We start from the raw sequence: 21,138 nt of genomic DNA, 5'->3' as shown, positions 1-21,138 counted from the left end.
GCCGGGCGATGCTGGACGGTCGGCGCAGAGGTGTCGTGGTGCCGCGGCCACGGCACCAGCATCGGCACGCGATGTTGGTAGTCGCGGTATTGGTCGCCGAACAAGGCCACCAGATCGTGCTCCTCGATGTGCAGCGCGATCAGGATGTAGCCCGTCGTCGCGGCGGCGAAGAACAGATGACCGGCCGTCATGGTCGGCGTCGCCCAGAACGCGATGAGGAAGCCGAGCATCAGCGGATGCCGGATCACGCGATAGAAGAGGTTGGTGCGAAACGGGAGGTCGCGGTAGGGCTCGCCACGCCAGGCGAAAGAGACCTGACGGAGCCCGAACAGGTCGAAGTGGTTGATCATGAACGTCGAGAGCAGCACGGTCACCCAGCCGATCCAGAACAGTGCCCACAGGACGATCCGGCCCGCGGTGGCCTCGACGTCCCAGACGACGGCGGGCATCGTCCGCCACTGCCAATACAGCAGGAACAGCGCCAGGCTGGCCAGCAGCACATAGGTGCTGCGCTCGATGGACTCGGGCACCGCCCGCGTCCACCAGCGTTTGAACGCCGGACGGGCCATCACGCTGTGCTGGACGGCGAACACGCCGAGCAGCAGCGCGTTGACCACGATGGCCTCACCGATCGAAGCCTCCACGCCCGCGTCGACGCTGCGGGGAACCCAGAAATTGCCGACGAAGCCGATCGCGTAGAGGAAAGCGGCGACGAACGCCAGATAGGCCACGGCACCGTAACCGATTGCGAGATAATGCATCATCATGCCCTTCGAGGTGGTTCTTCCTTCACCGCGCGCAGGCGGGCAGGCCACCACTCGGGACCGCCTGCCGAACGGCGGCGTGTCCCGGAGGCCGTGCGTGCGCGACGCGGCGACGGTTTCGTCTGCGTGGGCGTCGTCGCGGCGCCCGTGATACCTGGCGTATTCCTGGTCGCCCGCGAACTCGCCGAGCCGGACTCGGCGCTGTCGCCGTGGGCGGGGAGACCCGTTCGCGACCGGGTGACCGTTCTGGAATGCGCTGGAATCGACCCTGCGTTACCCCCGGGCAGGCGATGGTGGAATCGCCGTCCGATCGGGTATGGCGATCGCCTTCGAGCGGGCTCGCCGTACCGGCGGTGCGTGACGTCACGCTGCCGGTTGCCGCAGCTGATCACCTCGTTCACGCTAGGCGTCGACGGGCGGGTGAACAAGGCTCGCGTCGGGCGTTCGACCTGATCGGCCGGTGCTGCGCGCGGGTCAGCGCAACGCGGCCGGGTTGTTCAGGTCCTGCGCGGAATAGGTGTCGCACGCCCTGACCTGCCCGGTGCGATAGCCGGTGAGGAACCATTTCTGGCGCTGCTCGGACGAGCCGTGCGTCCACGCCTCGGGGTTGACCCGGCCGTGCGCGGCGCGCTGGATCCGGTCGTCGCCGACCGCGGAGGCCGCCGAGAGGGCGTCGTTGATGTCGGTGTCGGACAGCCGCAGCAGGAACGGCTTGTTGCCGCCGGGTGCGGGCGTCTTGTCCGCGTAGTGGGCCCAGATGCCCGCGTAGCAGTCGGCCTGCAGTTCGGTGCGCACCGCGCCGGACTCCGGTCCGCGCGGATCGCGCTGGGCGCGGCCGATGTCGCCGAGCTGGTTCTGGATGTGATGGCCGATCTCGTGCGCGACCACGTACTCCTGGGCGAGCGGACCGCCGCTGGAGCCGAAGCGGTCGGTCAGCTCCTGGAAAAAGCTGACGTCGAAGTAGGCGGTCCGGTCGGCCGGGCAGTAGAAGGGGCCGACCGCGCTGGTGGCGTTGCCGCAGCCGGTGGCGACCGCGCCGGAGAACAGCACCAGCTCGGGCTGCACGTAGCGCTTGCCGGTCTGCGCGGGCAGTTCGTTCGACCACACCGCGTCCAGGCTCTGCGCGGTGAGCACGACCCGGCAGTCGACGTACTTGTTGGCGTCCGCGCTGGTCTTGCAGTGTTCCGGGGTGCCCGCCGTGCCCGGCTGCGTCTGCTGAGTGTCCTGGGCGCCGGTGAACTGGCCGAGGACCGAACCGGGGTCGCCGCCGAGCAGCAATGTGATCACCAGCAGGATCAGACCGCCCGCACCGCCGCCGAGCGCCAGCTTGCCGCCCATGCCTGGCCCGCCGCCGGAAGAGGCCCGGTTCGGGTCGATCTGGAGCCCTTCGTTGAACGTCATCCTCGTCCTTCGGTGGCGTTTTGCGCAGTGGTCGGGCGACCGTCTGGCTACAGCTTGACACGGCCGCGCAGATATCGGTTTCCACTTGACGAATGTGTCTAACTACGATGGCAACCGCACCTGGTGGACCCCGCCGGTGCCGGAGTCGTCGAAAGGAATCCCGTGCTGCGCACCCACTTGGCTGGTTCGCTGCGAAGCGAACATGCCGGTCAGACCGTCACCCTCACCGGCTGGGTGGCCCGGCGGCGCGACCACGGTGGCGTGATCTTCATCGATCTGCGCGATGCGTCGGGTGTGGCGCAGGTGGTCTTCCGCGAAGGCGAGGCCGCCGAGCAGGCGCACCGGCTGCGCGCCGAGTACTGCGTGCTGATCACCGGCGTGGTCGAGCTGCGCCCGGACGGCAACGAGAACCCTGAGCTGCCGACCGGTCAGATCGAGGTGAACGTCGGCAAGCTGGAGGTACTCAACGAGAGCGCTCCCCTGCCGTTCCAGCTCGACGAGCAGCCCGGTGACGAGGCCCGGCTGAAGTACCGGTACCTGGACCTGCGCCGCGAGGGCCCCGGGCACGCCATCCGGCTGCGCTCGAAGGTCAACGCCACGGCGCGCGCGGTGCTGGCGCACCACGAGTTCATCGAGGTCGAGACCCCGACGATGACCCGTTCCACCCCGGAGGGCGCCCGCGACTTCCTGGTGCCCGCGCGGTTGCAGCCGGGCAACTTCTACGCGCTGCCGCAGAGCCCGCAGCTGTTCAAGCAGCTGCTCATGGTCGGCGGCATCGAGCGCTACTACCAGATCGCGCGCTGCTACCGCGACGAGGACTTCCGCGCCGACCGGCAGCCCGAGTTCACTCAGCTCGACATCGAGATGAGCTTCGTGCGCCAGGAGGACGTGATCCTGCTGTCCGAGGAGATCCTGGTCGCGCTGTGGAAGCTGATCGGCCACGAGATCCCGACGCCGATCCCGCACATGACCTACGCCGAGGCCATGCGCCGGTTCGGCTCCGACAAGCCCGACCTGCGTTTCGGCGTCGAGATCACCGAGTGCACCGAGTACTTCACGGACACCCCGTTCCGGGTGTTCCAGGCGCCCTATGTCGGCGCGGTCGTGATGCCGGGCGGCGCGAGCCAGCCGCGACGTCAGCTCGACGCCTGGCAGGAGTGGGCCAAGCAGCGCGGGGCCAAGGGGCTGGCGTACATCCTGGTGAACGAGGACGGCACGCTCGGCGGTCCGGTCGCCAAGAACCTCAGCGAGGCCGAACGCGAAGGGCTGGCCAAGCACGTCGGCGCGGTGCCCGGCGACTGTGTCTTCTTCGCCGCGGGCGCGGCCAAGGCCCAGCGCGCGCTGCTCGGCGCGGCGCGCGGCGAGATCGCCCGCAAGGTCGGGTTGATCGACGAGAACGCCTGGTCGTTCGTGTGGATCGTGGACGCGCCGCTGTTCGAGTCCACCGCCGACGCGACCGCGAGCGGCGATGTGGCGCTTGGTCATTCGGCATGGACCGCGGTGCACCACGCGTTCACCTCGCCGAAGCCCGAGTCGCTGGACACCTTCGACACCGACCCGGACTCGGCGCTGGCCTACGCCTACGACATCGTCTGCAACGGCAACGAGATCGGCGGCGGTTCGATCCGTATCCACCGCCGCGACGTTCAGGAACGCGTCTTCAAGGTGATGGGCATCAGCCACGACGAGGCCCAGGAGAAGTTCGGCTTCCTGCTCGACGCCTTCGCCTACGGCGCCCCGCCGCACGGCGGCATCGCCTTCGGCTGGGACCGGATCACCGCGCTGCTGGCGGGCCTGGACTCCATCCGCGAGGTCATCGCCTTCCCGAAGACCGGCGGCGGCGTCGACCCGCTGACCGACGCGCCCGCGCCGATCACCGCGCAGCAGCGCAAGGAGGCGGGCCTGGACGTCAAGCCGGAGCAGGAAAAGGTCGCGATCACCGAGTAGAACCGGCTACCGGTCGCTCGACGCGCCGTCCGTGACGGAGTCGCCTCCGTGGTGGACGGCGCGTCGCGTTTCTGGGTGTGTCGAGCGACCGCGCGTCGATCAGACCGCGGCGATGCGCCCGCCGGTCAAGGTGCGGTAGGCGTAGGTCACCGCGAGGATCGAGACCGGGCCGGCGGCGAGCAGTCCGATGCCGCACAGCAGCAGGCCGAGGAACGTGATCACCGCGACGGACAGCGCCAGCAGCAGTACCGGCCAGATGTTGTTGATCACCAGGATGGCGCTCGACCTGATCGCGTCGAACGGGCCGAGATCCTGATCGACGACGAAGTGCAGCGCGAACATACACAGCATGCCGACGACGAGTCCGGGAATCACGCACAGCGCCAGCCCGATCCAGGTGCCGAGGAACGCGAGCAGGGCGGTCAGCAAGACATTCCCCGCGTTCACGAACTTGAAGTACGAACCGAAAACCGGTTTGGCGCCGTCGGTTTCGTATAGCGCCCCGCGCACCATCGCGGCCTGCAACAACCACAGCGCCGCCATTACCGCGAGGAAGAGCAATACCAGCGGCAAAAGCGAGTTCGGTTCGAATATCTGCACGACCAACACGAAGACCAAATAGATGACGACGCCCAGCGCCGTAATTCCTAGCCACGGAGCAAGATTCGTCCGGAATTTTTCCAGGCCGTAACTGAGCGCATGCCCGACGTCGAGACCGGCGGGCGTCCCTGCTTGATAGCCGTAGATCGGTTGTCCCGGCGCGGCGCCGGGCGGTATCGTTCCCGGTTGCTGTGGCACACCATATTCGGGCGCGCCGTATTCTTGCGGCGCGCCGTACTGCTGTGGTATTCCAGGCCCGCTGCCCGCGGGTCCGTACGACGGCTGCTGGGTGGCCACCGCGGGCGGCGGCTCCACCGGCTCGGCGCCGTACTGGGCCGCACCCGGGCCCTCGAACTGTGGGTAGCCGGCTCCACCAGGCATTTCGTGGCGGGCGTGTCCCGCGGCGGGCAGTGGCGCGTAGGGGTCACCGCTCTCGTGTTGCCCCGGCTGGGCCGCGAACTGCTCGCTTTCACCGCCCTGCCGGGGTGTACCGCCTGCGGGGTCCTTCGGTGCGGAGGACGGTGTGTCGGTCAATGTCGGAGACCTTTCGACGCAACTGGTTTGCGATGTGGCGCACAGCAGTTCACGATGAGAAAACCGGACGCGTGCCATGGTGTCAAGCGAGCGCGGCGCGGCCGGTAGCCACGACACGAGACACGCCGAGCGAAGCGGAAAGGTTGCGTAACCGCTCGCTAGAAGTGACCCCATGCGAGTAGCTTGAGAGGCGATGACCGCACTATTGGCCGAACGCGCCGCCGAAGTCGTGTCCGCAGCACAACAGTTGCTCACAAAGCGAATGGGTGCTCCGGTGAAGCTGAGCGATCCGATGGAACTCAGCGGTAGTGGTAGGACGACAGTCCTACGTGTGCGTGTTGCCGAGAATTCGTTCTCGCTGCCCAGGACGCTGATCGTCAAGCAGGTGCGCGGTGCCGCCCGCGACCGCCGCACCGGAGGCTTGGCACCCGGCGTCGCCAGCATCGATTCGGCATTCCTCCGGGAAGCCGTCTCCTACCAGTTCACCACCGCACTCAGCCGCGAGCAGCGGCCCGGCGCGTATCTGATCGCGCACAGCCTGCCGGACCGTCTGCTGATCCTGTCCGATCTCGGCGAGAACGACAGGATGACCGCGGTGCTGCGGTCCGGCGCCGAGCCCGCCACCCGCAACGCGCTGATGGCCTTCGCCCAGGCGCTCGGCCGGATGCACGCGGCCACCGTGGGACGCGAGGCCGATTTCGTCGCGCTGCTGCGCCGCGTCGAGGTGGTCCATCGAGTCGACGGCATCGCCCAGCAGGCCGAGGCCGCGATCTCCGAGGTGCCTGGCCTGTTGCAGCGCGAGCTGGGCATCGAGGTGCCCGGTGAGATCGCCGAGCGCATCGTGCGCGGCAACCGATTGTTCTCGGCCGGGCGGTTCCGGGCGTTCAGCCCGTCGGACCTGTGCCCGGACAACGTCATCCTCAACCAGGAGGGCGCCAGGTTCCTCGACTACGAGTGGGGCGGCTTCCGCGACGCCACTCTCGACATCGCCTACGCGCTGGTCTCCTTCCCCGGCTGCCTGTGCGATTTCGAACTGTCCAGGGAACGCGCCAGGCAGATGGTGGAGGCGTGGCGTTCGGAGGTCGTCGGGGTGTTCCCGGCGCTCGCCGACGACGAGGCGCTCGCCGAACGCATCCTGGAAGCCCGGCTCATCTGGGTGTGGCTCACCACCAACTGGTTCCTGCCCGCCGACCACGCCCGCATCGCGTCCGCGCGCGAGCACGGGCTCTCGGTACCGCGCTCGGCGGCGCTGATCAACCGCTGGGCCGCGCTCGCCGAGGACGCGCGCTGCACCGGCGACGACGTGATCGGCGATTTCGCGGACGAGGTGTCCGCGATGCTGGAAGAGCGCTGGTCGGAGTAGCGGTCCGGCGGGACCGGTATCACGTCGCCGCTCGCGAGTTGCTGATCACCGGCCGGTCGATGTCCGGCACCCGGTGATCCGGCGGCTCGATCGCGCGGTCAGGGCACGGGCGTGGCACGCGGCTCGATGCGGCCGCCGCTGGGCACGGCGAAGCTCGCCCCGTGCCGCACACCCGTCGCCGGGTCGGTGACGTCGGCCAGGTAGAACCAGTCCATCTGCGCGCGCTCTTCCGTCACGTCGAGGACGCCGTACCCGTGCGACTCCAGCTCGACGTAGCGCATGTGGTGATTGACGCTCTTGATCGAATCCTCGATCGGCACCGCCACGGTGCGCGGGGCCGCCTTCAGCACCTCGCCGATGCTCGACGAGGTGACCGACGGGACGACGAACTCCGCGCCCGCGGTCGATCCGCCCGGATAGTTCGCGGCATCGATCGGCAGGTCGGAGGCCCAGGACGAGTGGATGTCGCCGGTCAGGAAGACGACGTCACCGACCTGCTGCTCGGTGATCGCGCGGAACAGGCTCCGCCGGTCGGCGGCGTAGCCGTCCCACTGGTCGGCATTGGCGGGCACGCCGGACTGCGGCACGCCGAGCGCGCCGGTGAACGCCGCGGTGGTGGCGGGCTCCAGCGGCGGGAAGACCAGCGGCGCGATCATCACCGAGTTGCCGACCAGCTTCCAGCGCACCGGCGCCGAGACCAAACCCGCCGTGAGCCAGTCCATCTGGGCCTTGCCGGTGAGGGTGCGCGCGGGGTTGTCGACCTCGCGCCAGCCCGCGCCGGGGGCGGGCTGCCGATCGCGGTAGCTGCGCAGATCGAGCATGGACAGTTCGGCGAGGGTGCCGAAGCGAAGCCGCCGGTAGATCTGCACGCTCGCACCGGAACCGTTGGCGCGCACCGGCATCCATTCCAGATAGGCGCGCGCCGAGGCCGCGCGGCGGTCCTGCCAGCTGCCCTGCGCGGCGGGATCGTGGTGGTTGGCGCCGCCCGACCAGGAGTTGTCCGCGGACTCGTGGTCGTCCCAGGTGCAGATGAACGGCAGCAGCGCGTGCAGCGCGGCCAGGTCGGGATCGGTCTTGTACTGGGCGTGGCGGATGCGGTAGTCGGTCAGCGTGACGATCTCGTGCGCCGGATCGTGCGGCCGCACCGCGCCATGGCGGCCGCCGTACTCGCCGCGACCGTACTCGTACAGGTAGTCGCCGAGGTGGATGATCGCGTCGAGGTCGGAGCGGGCGGCCAGGTGCCGGTAGGCGCCGAACCAGCCCGCCTCCCAGTTCGAGCAGGAGACCACGCCGAAGCGCAGCCGGTCGGGCGCGTCGGAGGGCGCGGGCGCGGTGCGAGTGCGCCCGACCGGCGACGTCTCGCCGAGTGCGGTGAATCGGTACCAGTACTCGCGGCCGGGAGTGAGGCCGGTCGCGTCGATCTTGACGGTGTGGTCGGAATCGGCTGTGGCCGTTGCGGTTCCGGACGCGGCGAGGGAGGCGAAGCCCGCGTCGGCGGCGATCTCCCAGCGGACCGCGGCCTCCGCGCCGAGGCCGGAGCCGGGCGTGGCGTCGTCGGAGACGGTCACCCGAGTCCAGAGGACGACGCCGGTGGGCAGCGGATCGCCGGAGGCGATGCCGTGCCGGAACACGGGTCCCGAGGCGAGCGCCTGGGTCGGTGCGAGCAGCGCGCCTGCGGTGGCCGCGGCGGCCGCACCGCCTTTCAACAGGGTCCGCCGGGCGAACGGACCGGTCTGGACAATATCTGAAACGACCACGTTTTCAGCCACGGCTGTTGATCACAGCCGATGCGGGCCGGACTCGCAAATCGGCACCGCGCGGATCACTTCCGTCCGGCGAATCCCGGGCCGCGCCGGTGTTGTCGGGGACGGGCGGTACGGTCGAAAACATGAGCGAGCGAATCGTGTGCCGGTGCGCTTGGCGCACGCCGGAGCCGAGCGTCAGCGAGGCGCGGGCATGAGCGATGCGCTGTTCGACATGCCGGGCCAGACCGCGGCGGAGTCGGATGCGCTCGGCAGCGCGGGCGTGGACTTCCGCGGTCCTGGCAGCGCCGCGCCACTGGCCGTGCGCATGCGGCCCGCCACCTTGGACGAGGTGGTCGGGCAGCAACATCTACTCGGCCCCGGTTCGCCGCTGCGGCGGTTGATCGAGGGCTCGGGAGCGGCGTCGGTGCTGCTGTTCGGTCCGCCAGGCACCGGCAAGACCACGTTGGCCTCGCTCATCTCGCAGGCGACCGGCCGCCGTTTCGAGGCGCTCTCGGCGCTCTCGGCCGGAGTCAAGGAGGTGCGCGCGGTCATCGACCTGGCGCGCAGGCGGCTCACGGCCGGCGAGCGCACCGTGCTGTTCATCGACGAGGTGCACCGCTTCTCCAAGACCCAGCAGGACGCGCTGCTCGCCGCCGTGGAGAACCGGATCGTGCTGCTGGTCGGCGCGACCACGGAGAATCCCTCGTTCTCCGTCGTCTCGCCGCTGCTGTCGCGCTCGCTGGTGCTGCAACTGCGGTCGCTGACCGACTCCGATATTCGCGTCGTGCTCGAACGCGCGCTCAGCGACCCGCGCGGATTCGGCGGCGCCTACGCCGTCACCGACGAGGCGCTCGACCACATCGTGCGGGTCGCGGGCGGAGACGCGCGCCGGGCGCTGACCGCGCTGGAGGCCTCGGCCGAGTCCTCGCTCGACGGCACGGTGGACCTGGCCCTCGTCGAGGCGAGCGTGGACAAGGCCGCCGTGCGCTACGACCGCGCGGGCGACCAGCACTACGACGTGATCAGCGCCTTCATCAAGTCGATCCGCGGCTCCGACGTCGACGCGGCGCTGCACTATCTGGCGCGCATGATGAGCGCGGGAGAGGACCCGCGCTTCATCGCGCGGCGGCTGGTCATCTCCGCCAGCGAGGACATCGGCATGGCCGACCCGATGGCCTTGCAGACCGCGGTGGCGGCCGCGCACGTCGTCCAGCTGATCGGCATGCCCGAGGCCCAGCTCACCCTGACCCACGCGACCATCCACCTGGCCACCGCCCCGAAGTCCGGCGCGGTCCCCGCCGCGCTCGGCGCCGCCATGGCCGACATCTCCGCGGGCAAGGCGGGCACCGTGCCGCCGCACCTGCGCGACGGGCACTACGCGGGCGCGGCGTTGCTCGGTCACGCCCAGGGCTACAAGTACCCCCACGACGACCCCGACGGTGTGCTCGCCCAGCAGTATCCGCCCGACGAGCTCGTCGGCGCCGACTACTACCGCCCGACCGACCACGGCTACGAGCGCGAGGTCGGGCCTCGCGTCGACCGGCTGCGCCGCATCGTGCGCGGGAAGTAGCGCGCGGCCCGCCTCAGTCGACTGCGAACATGGACGTGCCAGTGACCGACCAGACCCGCGTGAGCTTCCCCGCCGTGGCTTCGAACATGTCGATGCCGCTGTGGTCGGGCTGACCCGGTTGGTGGGAGCGCCAGCGGAGCGCGAAGGTTCCCGAACCCGCGGCGTCCACGTCGCCCGCCGCGCCTCCGTCCATGGTGAATCGCAAGCCGGGGCGGGCCGCCCGGAACTCACCGATGAACGCGGCCACCTCGACCGGTCCGCGCAGGGCGTCGGTGAGCTCGCGGGTGGGGGAGGCGAACCGGATCCGGAAGTCCGGGGAAAGCAGGTTCGGCGCGAGTTCCCTTGCGCCGTTCCAGAATTCGGTCCAACGCTGCGCCAGCTGGTCGGCAGTGACGCGGTCGATGGTCTGCATGAGTCGCTCCTCGGGGAAGGGCCGCGGCGGGCTGCCGCGACCGGCGCCGTCCACGATTCAGCCCTCGCGCGACAACGGTGTGTCGGTGATCGCGGTCACATCGATGAGTTTGCCGTCGCCCGTGGGGATCACCGACAGGTCGATATCGCGGGCCGCGACGGGCTCGTCCAGCACGCTCGCCGCGCGGACTCGGTCCAGCCGGAAGCCGCGCAAGCCCCCGCGCAGCCGACACCACGCGTACAGGAACCAGTGCTCGGCCGCGAGGAAGGCCAGCGGTTCGACCTCGCGTACGGTGACCGCTCCGTCGCGGTCGGTGTAGTCCAAGCGCAGCACGCGTCCGCGGACCACCGCTTCGAGGATCGCCGGGGGGACGGCCGACACCGAATCCGCGGGCAACAGCCGGATGCGTTCGACCAGCGCGGTGGCTCGTGCCCGATCACTCTCCGGCAGGACCGCCGCGATCTTGCGCACCGCTGAGCCCGCCGCCTCGGCGAACGGTGTTCCGGCCAGGCGCGGAAGGGCCACCGCGAGGGCGGTCGCCTCCGCCGGGGTGAGGCTCACGGGCGCGAGGGTGCGATGCCGGTCGAGCGCGTATCCTCCGGCACGGCCGGGCACCGTGACGATCGGCAGGCCCGCCTGCATGAGAGCCGCGAGGTCACGCTCGATCGTGCGGGTGGATACTTCGAACCGGGCCGCGAGTTGGCGGGCGGTGCGGGGGCGCGGTGCGTACGCGCGCAACTCTTCGGCGAGCGCGTACAGTCGCTCGGTTTTCGTCACGGGACGTCCTGGTTTGTCGGCGCGGATTCGCCGGATGTGGCGGGTGCGCCCGATTGTCGCCGACGGCCGCGCGGGGTGCGGACTCGGCGCAAAACGCGTGGACAGCGACCGGTAGGCTGGATATTTGTGCAGACCCACGAGATTAGACGGCGTTTCCTGGACCATTTCGTCCGTGCCGGACACACCGAGGTGCCGAGTGCCTCGCTGATCCTGGCCGACCCCAACCTGCTGTTCGTCAACGCAGGCATGGTCCAGTTCAAGCCGTACTTCCTGGGCCAGGAGGCGCCGCCCTACCCGCGGGCGACCAGCGTCCAGAAGTGCGTGCGCACCGGCGACATCGAAGAGGTCGGCGTCACCACCCGGCACAACACCTTCTTCCAGATGGCGGGCAACTTCTCCTTCGGCGACTACTTCAAGGAGGGGGCTATCACCCTCGCCTGGGAGCTGATCAGCAAGTCGCAGGAAGAGGGCGGCTTCGGCTTCGACACCGAGCGCATCTGGGTCACCGCCTACGAGGACGATCCTGAGGCCGCCGAGATCTGGGAGCGGGTCGCGGGCATCCCGAAGGAGCGGATCCAGTTCCGCGACGGCAAGGACAACTACTGGGACATGGGCGTGCCCGGCCCCGGCGGTCCGTGCTCGGAGATCTACTACGACCGCGGCCCCGCCTACGGCAAGGAAGGCGGCCCGGTCGCCGACGAGGACCGCTACCTCGAGATCTGGAACCTCGTCTTCATGCAGGACATCCGCGGTGAGCTGAGCCCGAAGCTCGGCCACCCGCCGGTCGGCTCGCTGCCCAAGAAGAACATCGACACCGGCATGGGCGTCGAGCGCGTCGCCATGCTGTTGCAGGGCGTGGAGAACGTCTACGAGACCGACCTGCTGCGCCCGATCATCGACAAGGCCGAGGAGCTGACCGGTCGCTCCTACGGTGTCGAGCACGCCGACGACGTGCGCTTCCGGGTGATCGCCGATCACGCCCGCACCGCCGCGATGCTCATCTCCGACGGCGTCAACCCCGGCAACGACGGCCGCGGCTACGTGCTGCGCAGGCTGCTGCGCCGCATCGTGCGCTCGGCCCGCCTGCTCGGCGCCGAGAAGCCGGTGATGGCCGAGTTCATGAAGGTGGTCAGCGACCTCATGTCGCCGTCCTACCCGGAGCTGGCCACCGACTTCGGCCGCATCGAGACCGTGGCGGTCGGCGAGGAGACGGCGTTCCTCAAGACGCTCAACACCGGCTCGACGCTGTTCGACAACACCGCCGCCGCGGTGAAGTCCAAGGGCGGCACCAAGATCGCCGGATCGGACGCCTTCACCCTGCACGACACCTACGGCTTCCCGATCGACCTCACCCTGGAGATGGCCGCCGAGGCCGGGCTCTCGGTCGACGAAGAAGGCTTCCGCACGCTCATGGCCGAGCAGCGCCAGCGGGCCAAGGAGGACGCCGCCGCCCGCAAGCACGCGCACGCCGACCTGAGCATCTACAAGGAACTGGTCGACCGCGGCGCCACCGAGTTCACCGGCTTCGACGAGCTGACCTCCGAGGCGCACGTGCTCGCCCTGATCGCGGACGGCGTCCGGGTGCCGACCGCCACCGTGGGCCAGGACGTCGAGGTCATCCTGGATCGCAGTCCGCTGTACGCGGAGTCCGGCGGCCAGATCGCCGACCGCGGCAGCATCACCGCCGCAGGCCTGAAGCTGCGCGTCAACGACGTGCAGAAGATCGCCAAGAAGCTGTGGGTACACAAGACCACGGTCGAACAGGGCCAGATCACCGAGGGCGACGTCGTCCTCGCCCAGGCCGATCCGGCCTGGCGCAGCGGCGCGACGCAGGGTCACTCCGGCACCCACATGGTGCACGCCGCGCTGCGGCAGGTGCTCGGCCCGAACGCGGTGCAGGCCGGTTCGCTGAACAAGCCCGGCTACCTGCGCTTCGACTTCAACTGGCAGGGCCAGCTGACCGAGCAGCAGAAGGCCGACATCGAAGCGGTGTCCAACGACGCGGTGGGCGCCGACTTCCCGGTCAACACGTTCGTCACCGACCTGCCCAAGGCCAAGCAGATGGGCGCGCTCGCGCTGTTCGGCGAGAACTACGGCGACGAGGTCCGCGTGGTCGAGATCGGCGGCCCGTTCTCGATGGAGCTGTGCGGCGGTACGCACGTGCAGCACTCCTCGCAGATCGGCCCGATCACGCTGCTCGGCGAGTCGTCGATCGGTTCGGGCGTGCGGCGCGTCGAGGCGTTCGTCGGCCTCGACTCCTACAGGTACCTGGCCAAGGAGCGCGCGCTGCTCGCCGGTGTCGCCGCCTCGCTGAAGGTGCCCTCGGACGAGGTGCCCGGGCGCGTGGAGCAGTTGGTGGAGCGGCTCAAGGTGGCCGAGAAGGAGCTCGAGCGCACCAAGGTCGCCGCGGTGCTCTCCTCGGCTGGGAAGTTCGTGGACGACGCCGAGCGCGTCGGCGGCGTGCTGCTGGTCGCCGCGGCCGCGCCGGAGGGCGTCGCCGCGGGCGATCTGCGCACCCTGGCCACCGATATCCGCGGCCGCTTCGGCAGCGAGCCCGCGGTGGTGGTGCTGCTCGGCAACGTCGACGGCAAGGTGCCGTTCGTGGTGACCGTGAACAAGGGCGCGCAGGAGCTCGGCATCAAGGCGGGCGACCTCGTCGGCAGCTTCGGCCCGAGCATCGCCGGTCGCGGCGGCGGCAAGCCGGAGATGGCGCAGGGCGCCGGGTCCGATCCCTCCGGAATCGCGGCGGGTGTGGCCGCGGTCCGTGCCCGGGTGGCCGAAATCGCCGGGTGATGCGCGACTCGGAGAGTTCGCGTTCGACGGGCCGGCCGCACGCAGCGGACCGGCCCGATCCGGCCACCGACCCCGGCCGTGGCAGACGCATCGGCATCGACGTCGGTAGCGTCCGCGTCGGCGTGGCGTCCAGCGACCCGGACGGCATTCTCGCGACCCCGGTGGAAACCGTTCCGCGTGCGAAGAAAAACGCGCGCGGTGCGGGCGCGGTAACCGATATCGCAAGAATTGCCGAAATTGTGCGGGAATACGAAGCCGTCGAGGTTATTGTCGGCTTGCCGCGCACATTGCGCGGGGAAAAGGGAACCGCGGCGGGGTTGGCCATCGCGTTCGCCGAAAGTTTGCGATCAGAAATTGCTCCCGTGCCGATCAGGCTTTCCGACGAACGTTTGACTACGGTGTCAGCTGCACGTGCATTGCGGGACAGTGGAGTTCGCGCGCGTGGCCAGCGGCAGGTGATCGATCAGGCGGCGGCCGTGTCGATCCTGCAAGGATGGTTGGACGAACGGAGTGCGGTGTTGAAGTCGGCCGAGGAAGCGGCGCGGGACGCGTCGTCCGGAGACGATGCATGACTGATCGGTGGGCACGGGCCGAGGAGAGGTACCGACAGCGCGAGGCTGACCGGCGCTACCGACGGGACGACCGGGCCTGGGACAGAGGCGGCAGAGACGCGGGCGGACGCGCGGCCGGGTCGCAGGACGACTGGGACGACTACTACGACGACGACACCAACGTCATCCCCCGCTACACCGACGACGACGAGCTCGAGTACGACGGCGCGCCGTACGAGGACGACGGCTACGACGACGAGCTGGACTACGAGGAGGAGCCCGAGCCGCAGGCGCCGCCCCCGCGCGCGCAGCGGTCGTCGGCTCGCAAGCCCGCCAAGGCAAAGGAGGCGCGGCAGGCGCGCGGTTCGCGCAAGCGCTCCCGGGCGGCCTCCCGCAAGGCGGCCGAGCGGAAGCGCAAACGCCGCAACATGTGGCTGATCGGCGGCGTGCTCGTGGTGCTGCTGGTGGGCGCGGTGGGTTTCGCGGTCAAGAAGCTGGCCGGGGAATTCGGCGCGCCGGAGGATTTCGCAGGCCCCGCCGGGCCGCTGGTCGTGGTGCAGGTGCACCCCGGCGACACCTCGTCGCAGATCGCCCAGACCATGGTCGACAAGGGCGTCGTGGCGAGCACCGGCGCGTTTTTCCAAGCGGCGGTGCGCAATTCGAACATGAGCTCGGTGCAGCCCGGGTACTACCAGATCCCCAGCCAGAGCCCCGCCGCCGAGGCGGTCTCCGCATTGCTCGGCAAGAACGCACGGGTCGGCAACCTGGTCATCTCGGAGGGACGTCAGCTGCACGACCAGCACGACGTCAACACCGGTGCGCGCAAGGAAGGGATCTACACCAAGATCGCCGCCGCCAGCTGCATCGGCACCGGCGCGCAGCAGAAGTGCGTGACCTACGAGCAGCTCGACGCCGCGGGCTCCAGCGGCGACCTCGCCGCGCTCGGCGTGCCGTCCTGGGCCGAGCAGTCGGTGCGCGAAGCGCCGGACCGCAAGCGGCAGATCGAAGGTCTGATCGCCGCGGGCACTTTGGATTTCGACCCCAGCGGCACGCCGCAGCAGATTCTGCGTCAGCTGATCACCGCGAGCGCGGCGAGTTACGAATCGACCGGGCTGCTGAAGTCCGGCGTGGAGACCGAGCTCAGCCCTTACGAGACGCTGATCGCGGCCTCCCTGGTGGAGCGCGAGGCGCTGCCGCAGGACATGCCGAAGGTCGCGCGGGTGATCGTGAACCGGCTCGAGGTCGAACAGCCGCTGCAGTTCGACTCCACGGTGAACTATTCGCTGGACCGCACCGAAGTCGCCACCACCGACGACGACCGGGAAACCCGCACCCCGTGGAACACCTACGCGATGTCCGGCCTGCCCGCCAATCCGATCTCCGCGCCCTCGCTGAACGCGTTGCGCGCCATGGAGAATCCGGAACCCGGCAACTGGCTGTACTTCGTGACGATCGACCAGAAGGGCACCACGCTGTTCACCGAGAGCTACTCCGAGCACCTGCGCAATATCGAAAAGGCAAGGCAGAGCGGAATTCTCGACAGTGGACGGTGAATCGACCAGCGCCGTGACGGCGCAACGCAAGGCAGCGGTGCTCGGCAAGCCGATCGCGCATTCGCGGTCGCCCCAGCTGCACCTGGCCGCCTACCGTGCGCTGGGCCTGGACTGGACCTATGAGCGCATCGAGTGCGCGGCCGAAGAGCTGCCCGGGCTGGTGGACGGACTCGGACCGGAATGGATCGGTCTCTCGGTCACCATGCCCGGCAAGGAGGCGGCGCTCGCCTACGCCGACGTGCGCACCGAGCGCGCCGTGCTGGTCGGTTCCGCGAACACCCTGGTGCGCACGGCCGAGGGCTGGCGCGCGGACTGCACCGACGTGGACGGCGTGCTCGGCGCGCTGCGCGGCGGAGGCGTCACGGAGATCGCGGAGGCGGTCGTGCTCGGTGCGGGCGGCACGGCCCGTCCGGCGCTGCTCGCCCTCTCCGAACTCGGCGCGCGGTCGGTCACCGTGATCGCCAGGGACGCCGGACGCGCCCGCGGCGCGCTGGAACTGGCCGACGAGCTCGGGATGGCGGCGCGGGTGATCGGCTTCGACCGCGAGGCCGTACGCGACGCGAGCGCGAGCGCGGGTGCCGTGGTCAGCACGATCCCGGCCGACGCGGGCGCGGCGATCGCCGAGGCCGTCGCGATCGCGCCCGTCGTGCTGGACGCGATCTACAACCCGTGGCCGACCCCGCTGGCCGCGGCCGTCGAACGGGCGGGGCACACGGTGGTGAGCGGGCTGCAGATGCTGCTGAATCAGGCCTACGGGCAGGTCGAGCAGTTCACCGGGCGCCCGGCGCCGCGCGCCGCCATGGCGGCCGCGCTGGACGCCTGACGGCGGCGAAATTTCTGATACGGGTTCTAGTTCGGTTCCGTGGGGCCTCGCGTTAAGGTGTTCCCCATGAATGCTTGGGTAGTGCGGGCCGTCCTGCTCGGTGCGCTGGTCGTGGCGCTGCGCACCGTGCTCGGATTCGCGATGGTGCAGTGGCCGACGCAGGGCGCGTGGATGCGGATGCTGTGCCTGCTCGCGCTGCTGGTCGTCATCGTCGGCTGGGGTGTGCTGGACGGCCGCAGGGACCGCGTGAAGCATCCCGACCCGGAACGCGGCTCGGACCTGACCATCCTGTGGCTGAAGGCGGCCGTGGCGGGCGGGCTCGGCAGCGGCGCGGTCTCCTGGGCGCTGGATTTCCTGCCTCGCTTCGACCTCGGCGACAACGGCCTGCTGTTCGAACTCACGGCGGGCGCGTCGTTCATCGTCCTGCTGATCTTCATCCCCGGGCTGATCGGTGTGGGCATCGGCCGGATGCTCGCGGGACGGCGCGACGGCAATTCCACGCCCTCGCTCACCAAGAACCCCGCCCCCGCGGGCGCCTGACCCCGGAACGCGAAACAGCGCCCCCGCCGAGATCGGCGGGGGCGCTGTTTCTGTATCGCGTTCTATGGCTCGCTAGAGCAGGATCGCGCCGCCGCTCGGGCTCTCCTCGCGGGCGACAGCCGAGTAGGCCGCGGCGAGCAGGGTCGGATCGGGGCCCTCCAGGCGACCCGGCTTGGCCAGTCCGTCGAGAACGACGAAACGGAGCACGCCGGAGCGGGTCTTCTTGTCGGTCTGCATGGCGTCCAGCAGTTGCGGAAGCGCGTCGGCGTCGTAGCTGGTCGGCAGGCCGACGCTGGCCAGGATGGTGCGGTGGCGATCGGCGGTGGCGTCGTCGAGGCGCCCGGCAAGGCGGCCGAGTTCGGCGGCGAAGACCAGGCCGACGGAGACCGCGGCGCCGTGGCGCCAGCGGTAGCGCTCCCTGCGCTCGATCGCGTGGCCCAGCGTGTGGCCGTAGTTGAGGATCTCGCGCAGGCTGGATTCCTTCAGGTCTTCGGCGACCACGTCGGCCTTGACCTGGATGGCGCGGCGCACGAGTTCGGGCAGCACGTCGCCGGTGGGATCGATCGCCGCCTCCGGATCGCGCTCCACCAGGTCGAGGATCACCGGGTCGGCGATGAAACCGGCCTTGATGATCTCGGCCATGCCCGCGACGATCTCGTTGCGCGGCACGGTCTCCAGCGTCGCCAGGTCGACCAGCACGGCCGACGGCTCGTGGAAGGAGCCGACCAGATTCTTGCCCGCCTCGGTGTTGATGCCGGTCTTGCCGCCGACCGCCGCGTCGACCATGGCCAGCAGGGTGGTCGGCACGTGCACCACCTGCACGCCGCGCATCCAGGTGGCCGCGACGAAACCGGCCAGGTCGGTGGCCGCGCCGCCGCCCAGGCTCACCACGACGTCGTTGCGGGTCAACCCGATGCGGCCCAGCACCTCCCAGCAGAACCCGGCGACGGCGAGGTCCTTGCCCGCCTCGGCGTCCGGAATCTCGACGCGGTGCGCGTCCAGGCCGGTCTCGGCCAGCGCCTTGCGCACGGCCTCGGCGGTCTCGGCCAGCGGCGGCTGATGGAAGATCGCGACCGTGCGCACGCCCTTGGTCGCACCCGTGACCGACTCGACGAGCTCGCCGAGCAAGCCGCGACCGATGATCACCGGGTACGGCTCGGCGGTGCGGACCTGGATACGACTCGGCTCTGTCACTACTGCTCCGATTCTGTTCGTGCCGGTTGCTCGAGTGCTCGCGCGCGGCCGCGGCGAGCGCGGGCGCGCCGGGCGCGGCCGCTGGAAGTGGTCTTCGATGCTGATTCTGCCGCCGCCGGGTGCGCGCTCGGCTCGGTGGGGGCGAGGGACGCGGCGCAGCGGCCGGGCCGGTCGTGCCCGGTGGCGGCGTCGCCGGTCGCCCGCTCCGCGTTCTTCTGCGCCGGAGTTGTCGAATCAGCTTGTCCCGCAAGGGGAACGGCGGCCCCGGGTCCGCCGCCGGGGTTCGGTGCTCCGGCGGGGCGGCACGCCCTGGGGCGGCGGGCTCGACCCGAGCCGGGGGTCGCGCCGGTTTCGTCGGGTCGCACGCCGGAGGTGACGAGCCGGGGGAGCCACGACCTGGTCTCCGCGGCGGGTGCGGTGGTCACGGTGCGGCCCGGTTCGGCCGATGGTGTGCGGGCAGCGGACCGCCTGCGGCGTGGGCGGCGGCGTCCACCGGAAGCCGTGCCCTCGGCGGCGACGGTTGTCGTGCTCGAAGCATCGGACCGTGCGCCAGTCGCCGCCGGTGTGATCTCCCCGGTTTCCTTGTCGGCCGCGCCGTTTTCCTTGGCCGCCGCGCGCCGGGCGGCCGCGCGAGCCCTGGCCCTGCGGCGGGCTCGGGATCGGCTGCTGCCCTGGCCTTCCGGCGTCCGATCGGCGCCGCGATCCGCCGCGGTGGCGGCATCCGGTTCGGGGTCCGCGCTGGGCGTGACGGGTTCGATGCCCAGCTTGTCCAGGATCATCCGCACCACGCGGCCGGGGCTGCGCCCGTCGGTGCGCACTCGCACCGTGGCCACCTCGCGGTACAGCGGGCGGCGCTTGCGCATCAGCTCCCGGTACTTCGCACCGGGGTCGTCGCCGTTGAGCAGCGGGCGCTGATTGCTCGCGCCGGTGCGCCGCAGCCCCTCGGCCACGCTGATCTCCAGGTACACCACCGTCCGGTTGCGCAGCAGCGCCCTGGTGTCCTTGGACAACACCGCGCCGCCGCCGAGCGAGACCACGCCGCGCTCGGCGAGGATGGCGCGGCGCACCACCCGTTCCTCGATCCGCCGGAATTCCGGCTCACCGTCGGCGGCGAAGATCTCGGGGATGGTGCGACCGGTTTCGCGCTCGATGCCCGCGTCGGTGTCGTACAGGTCGACGCCGAGTTCCTTGGCGAGCTTGCGGCCGATCGTCGATTTCCCCGCCCCCGGCGGTCCGACCAGCACCACGCGCGGTGCGCGCGGGTCGGTCTGCACGATCATTGCGGCCGACTGTCCGCCGGAACGTGCGGGCGGATGCCGATCCGCTTGACGTAGCTGGTGATGTTCTCGACCGTCTCGTTCAGCGAGTCGCCGCCGAACTTCTCCAGCGCGGCCTGCGCGACCACCAGGGCCACCATCGCCTCGGCCACCACGCCCGCGGCGGGCACGGCGCACACATCCGAGCGCTGGTGGATGGCCACGGCCTCCTCGCCGGTGCTCATGTCGACGGTGGACAGCGCACGGGGAACCGTGGAGATCGGCTTCATGGCCGCGCGCACCCGCAACGGTTCGCCGTTGGTCATGCCGCCCTCGAGGCCGCCCGCGCGGTTGGTGGAGCGCAGCACGCCGTCCGGGCCGGGGCGCATCTCGTCGTGGGCCAGGCTGCCGCGCCTGCGCGCGGTCTCGAAACCGTCGCCGACCTCGACGCCCTTGATGGCCTGGATGCCCATGAGCGCGGCCGCAAGCCGGGAATCGAGGCGGTTCTCGCCGCTCACGAACGAGCCGAGGCCGACGGGAAGACCCTCCACGATCACCTCGACGACGCCGCCGAGGGTGTCGCCGTCCTTCTTGGCCGCCTCGATCTCGGCGATCATCGCCGCCTCGGCCTCGGCGTCGAACGCGCGCACCGGGCTGGCGTCGACGGCGTCCAGATCCGCGGCGGTCGGCGTCACGCCGGTGGTGTTGGCGGCGCCGCCGATCGAGACCACGTGCGAGACCACCTCGACGCCGAAGGCCTGGCGCAGGAAGTTCCGCGCCACGGTGCCCGCCGCGACGCGGGCGGCCGTCTCCCGGGCGCTCGCGCGCTCGAGCACGTTGCGCGCGTCGTCGAAGCCGTACTTGAGCATGCCCGAGTAGTCGGCGTGACCGGGCCGGGGCCGGGTCAGCGGAGCGTTGCGGGCCAGATCGGCCAGTTCGGCAGCATCGACCGGATCCGCGGACATGACGGTCGTCCACTTGGGCCACTCGGAGTTGGCCACCTCGATGGCGACCGGGCCGCCCATGGTGCGCCCGTGGCGCACGCCGCCGATCATCGTCACCTTGTCGGCCTCGAACTTCATCCGGGCGCCGCGTCCGTACCCGAGCCTGCGGCGCGCCAGCTGAGCGGAAATCTCCTCGGACGTCACTTCGACACCGGCGACCATCCCGTCGAGGATGGCGACGAGGGCGGGACCATGGGATTCTCCGGCAGTTATCCAGCGCAGCACGTTCTCCATCCTTCCATGTCGGCGCGGTCGGACCCGCATCCGGTCCGCCGTGATCACTGGCACGTCATCGGCGCGAACCCGCGCCC

At 70.3% G+C, this 21,138-nt stretch carries 16 protein-coding genes and 1 pseudogene; 8 read left to right on the top strand and 9 right to left on the bottom strand.

Annotated features, from left to right (window positions below):
- Both mddA and ypfJ read right to left on the bottom strand, forming a co-directional pair.
- Nucleotides 1-764 (bottom strand): methanethiol S-methyltransferase (gene mddA / locus ACRWNM_RS31205; RefSeq protein WP_431971716.1); only part of this gene is annotated, 764 nt, incomplete at its 3' end.
- A 474-nt stretch (nt 765-1,238) separates the two neighbouring features.
- Nucleotides 1,239-2,165, bottom strand: coding sequence for a KPN_02809 family neutral zinc metallopeptidase (gene ypfJ / locus ACRWNM_RS31200; RefSeq protein ID WP_431971715.1), 927 nt, complete (start codon nt 2,163-2,165; stop codon nt 1,239-1,241).
- Nucleotides 2,166-2,327: 162 nt separating this feature from the next.
- Here ypfJ and aspS point away from each other — a divergent pair, with 162 nt between their 5' ends.
- A complete protein-coding gene (aspS, locus tag ACRWNM_RS31195) occupies nt 2,328-4,112 on the top strand; it encodes an aspartate--tRNA ligase (protein ID WP_431971714.1) in 1,785 nt (594 codons plus the stop codon).
- Nucleotides 4,113-4,211: 99 nt separating this feature from the next.
- Here the strand turns inward: aspS and ACRWNM_RS31190 are convergent, their stop codons facing one another.
- Complete coding sequence (locus ACRWNM_RS31190) at nt 4,212-5,246, bottom strand: hypothetical protein (protein WP_431971713.1); 1,035 nt, start codon at nt 5,244-5,246, stop codon at nt 4,212-4,214.
- A gap of 193 nt (nt 5,247-5,439) precedes the next feature.
- Here ACRWNM_RS31190 and ACRWNM_RS31185 point away from each other — a divergent pair, with 193 nt between their 5' ends.
- Nucleotides 5,440-6,609, top strand: coding sequence for a phosphotransferase family protein (locus tag ACRWNM_RS31185; protein ID WP_431971712.1), 1,170 nt, complete (start codon nt 5,440-5,442; stop codon nt 6,607-6,609).
- A gap of 98 nt (nt 6,610-6,707) precedes the next feature.
- On the opposite strand, the gene ACRWNM_RS31180 is transcribed toward ACRWNM_RS31185, so the two are convergent.
- A complete protein-coding gene (locus tag ACRWNM_RS31180; protein WP_431971711.1) occupies nt 6,708-8,378 on the bottom strand; it encodes an alkaline phosphatase D family protein in 1,671 nt (556 codons plus the stop codon).
- 187 nt (nt 8,379-8,565) lie between these two features.
- On the opposite strand from ACRWNM_RS31180, the gene ACRWNM_RS31175 reads away from it, so the two are divergent.
- Complete coding sequence (locus ACRWNM_RS31175; RefSeq protein ID WP_431971710.1) at nt 8,566-9,924, top strand: replication-associated recombination protein A; 1,359 nt, start codon at nt 8,566-8,568, stop codon at nt 9,922-9,924.
- 13 nt (nt 9,925-9,937) lie between these two features.
- On the opposite strand, the gene ACRWNM_RS31170 is transcribed toward ACRWNM_RS31175, so the two are convergent.
- Both ACRWNM_RS31170 and ACRWNM_RS31165 read right to left on the bottom strand, forming a co-directional pair.
- Entirely contained in the window at nt 9,938-10,336 is a 399-nt protein-coding gene (locus ACRWNM_RS31170) for a hypothetical protein (RefSeq protein ID WP_431971709.1), read from the bottom strand.
- A 57-nt stretch (nt 10,337-10,393) separates the two neighbouring features.
- On the bottom strand, nt 10,394-11,113 hold the full coding sequence (locus ACRWNM_RS31165; protein WP_431971708.1) for a helix-turn-helix transcriptional regulator: 720 nt from the start codon (nt 11,111-11,113) through the stop codon (nt 10,394-10,396).
- 126 nt (nt 11,114-11,239) lie between these two features.
- Between ACRWNM_RS31165 and alaS the strand changes: the two genes are divergently transcribed.
- The 5 genes from alaS (at nt 11,240) to ACRWNM_RS31140 (ending at nt 17,373) form a co-directional block, all read left to right on the top strand.
- Nucleotides 11,240-13,906, top strand: coding sequence for an alanine--tRNA ligase (gene alaS, locus ACRWNM_RS31160; RefSeq protein WP_431971707.1), 2,667 nt, complete (start codon nt 11,240-11,242; stop codon nt 13,904-13,906).
- Complete coding sequence (gene ruvX, locus ACRWNM_RS31155) at nt 13,906-14,478, top strand: Holliday junction resolvase RuvX (RefSeq protein WP_431971706.1); 573 nt, start codon at nt 13,906-13,908, stop codon at nt 14,476-14,478. The genes alaS and ruvX overlap by 1 nt, the downstream gene beginning before the upstream one ends.
- Nucleotides 14,475-16,010 (top strand): endolytic transglycosylase MltG, encoded by a 1,536-nt coding sequence (locus ACRWNM_RS31150; RefSeq protein ID WP_431971705.1) that lies wholly within the window; start codon nt 14,475-14,477, stop codon nt 16,008-16,010. Before ruvX ends, ACRWNM_RS31150 begins: the two co-directional genes overlap by 4 nt.
- 13 nt (nt 16,011-16,023) lie before the next feature.
- Nucleotides 16,024-16,833, top strand: a complete 810-nt coding sequence (locus ACRWNM_RS31145) for a shikimate dehydrogenase (RefSeq protein WP_431971723.1) — start codon at nt 16,024-16,026, stop codon at nt 16,831-16,833.
- Nucleotides 16,834-16,899: 66 nt separating this feature from the next.
- Nucleotides 16,900-17,373, top strand: coding sequence for a B-4DMT family transporter (locus ACRWNM_RS31140; protein ID WP_431971704.1), 474 nt, complete (start codon nt 16,900-16,902; stop codon nt 17,371-17,373).
- A 72-nt stretch (nt 17,374-17,445) separates the two neighbouring features.
- Here the strand turns inward: ACRWNM_RS31140 and aroB are convergent, their stop codons facing one another.
- The 3 genes and pseudogenes from aroB to aroC form a co-directional block, all read right to left on the bottom strand.
- Nucleotides 17,446-18,567, bottom strand: a complete 1,122-nt coding sequence (aroB, locus tag ACRWNM_RS31135) for a 3-dehydroquinate synthase (protein WP_431971703.1) — start codon at nt 18,565-18,567, stop codon at nt 17,446-17,448.
- Nucleotides 18,568-19,328: 761 nt separating this feature from the next.
- A pseudogene (locus tag ACRWNM_RS31130) lies at nt 19,329-19,847 on the bottom strand (shikimate kinase); the annotation flags it as partial.
- The gene (aroC, locus tag ACRWNM_RS31125) at nt 19,844-21,061 is read right to left on the bottom strand and encodes a chorismate synthase (RefSeq protein ID WP_431971702.1); all 1,218 of its coding nucleotides are present in this window, start codon (nt 21,059-21,061) and stop codon (nt 19,844-19,846) included. The pseudogene ACRWNM_RS31130 and the gene aroC, both read right to left, overlap by 4 nt.
- Between the last annotated feature and the right edge of the window lie 77 nt (nt 21,062-21,138).

This window comes from Nocardia sp. bgisy134, from assembly GCF_965341865.1.
Lineage (GTDB): Bacteria > Actinomycetota > Actinomycetes > Mycobacteriales > Mycobacteriaceae > Nocardia.
This window is presented reverse-complemented; position numbering and strand designations above follow the sequence as displayed.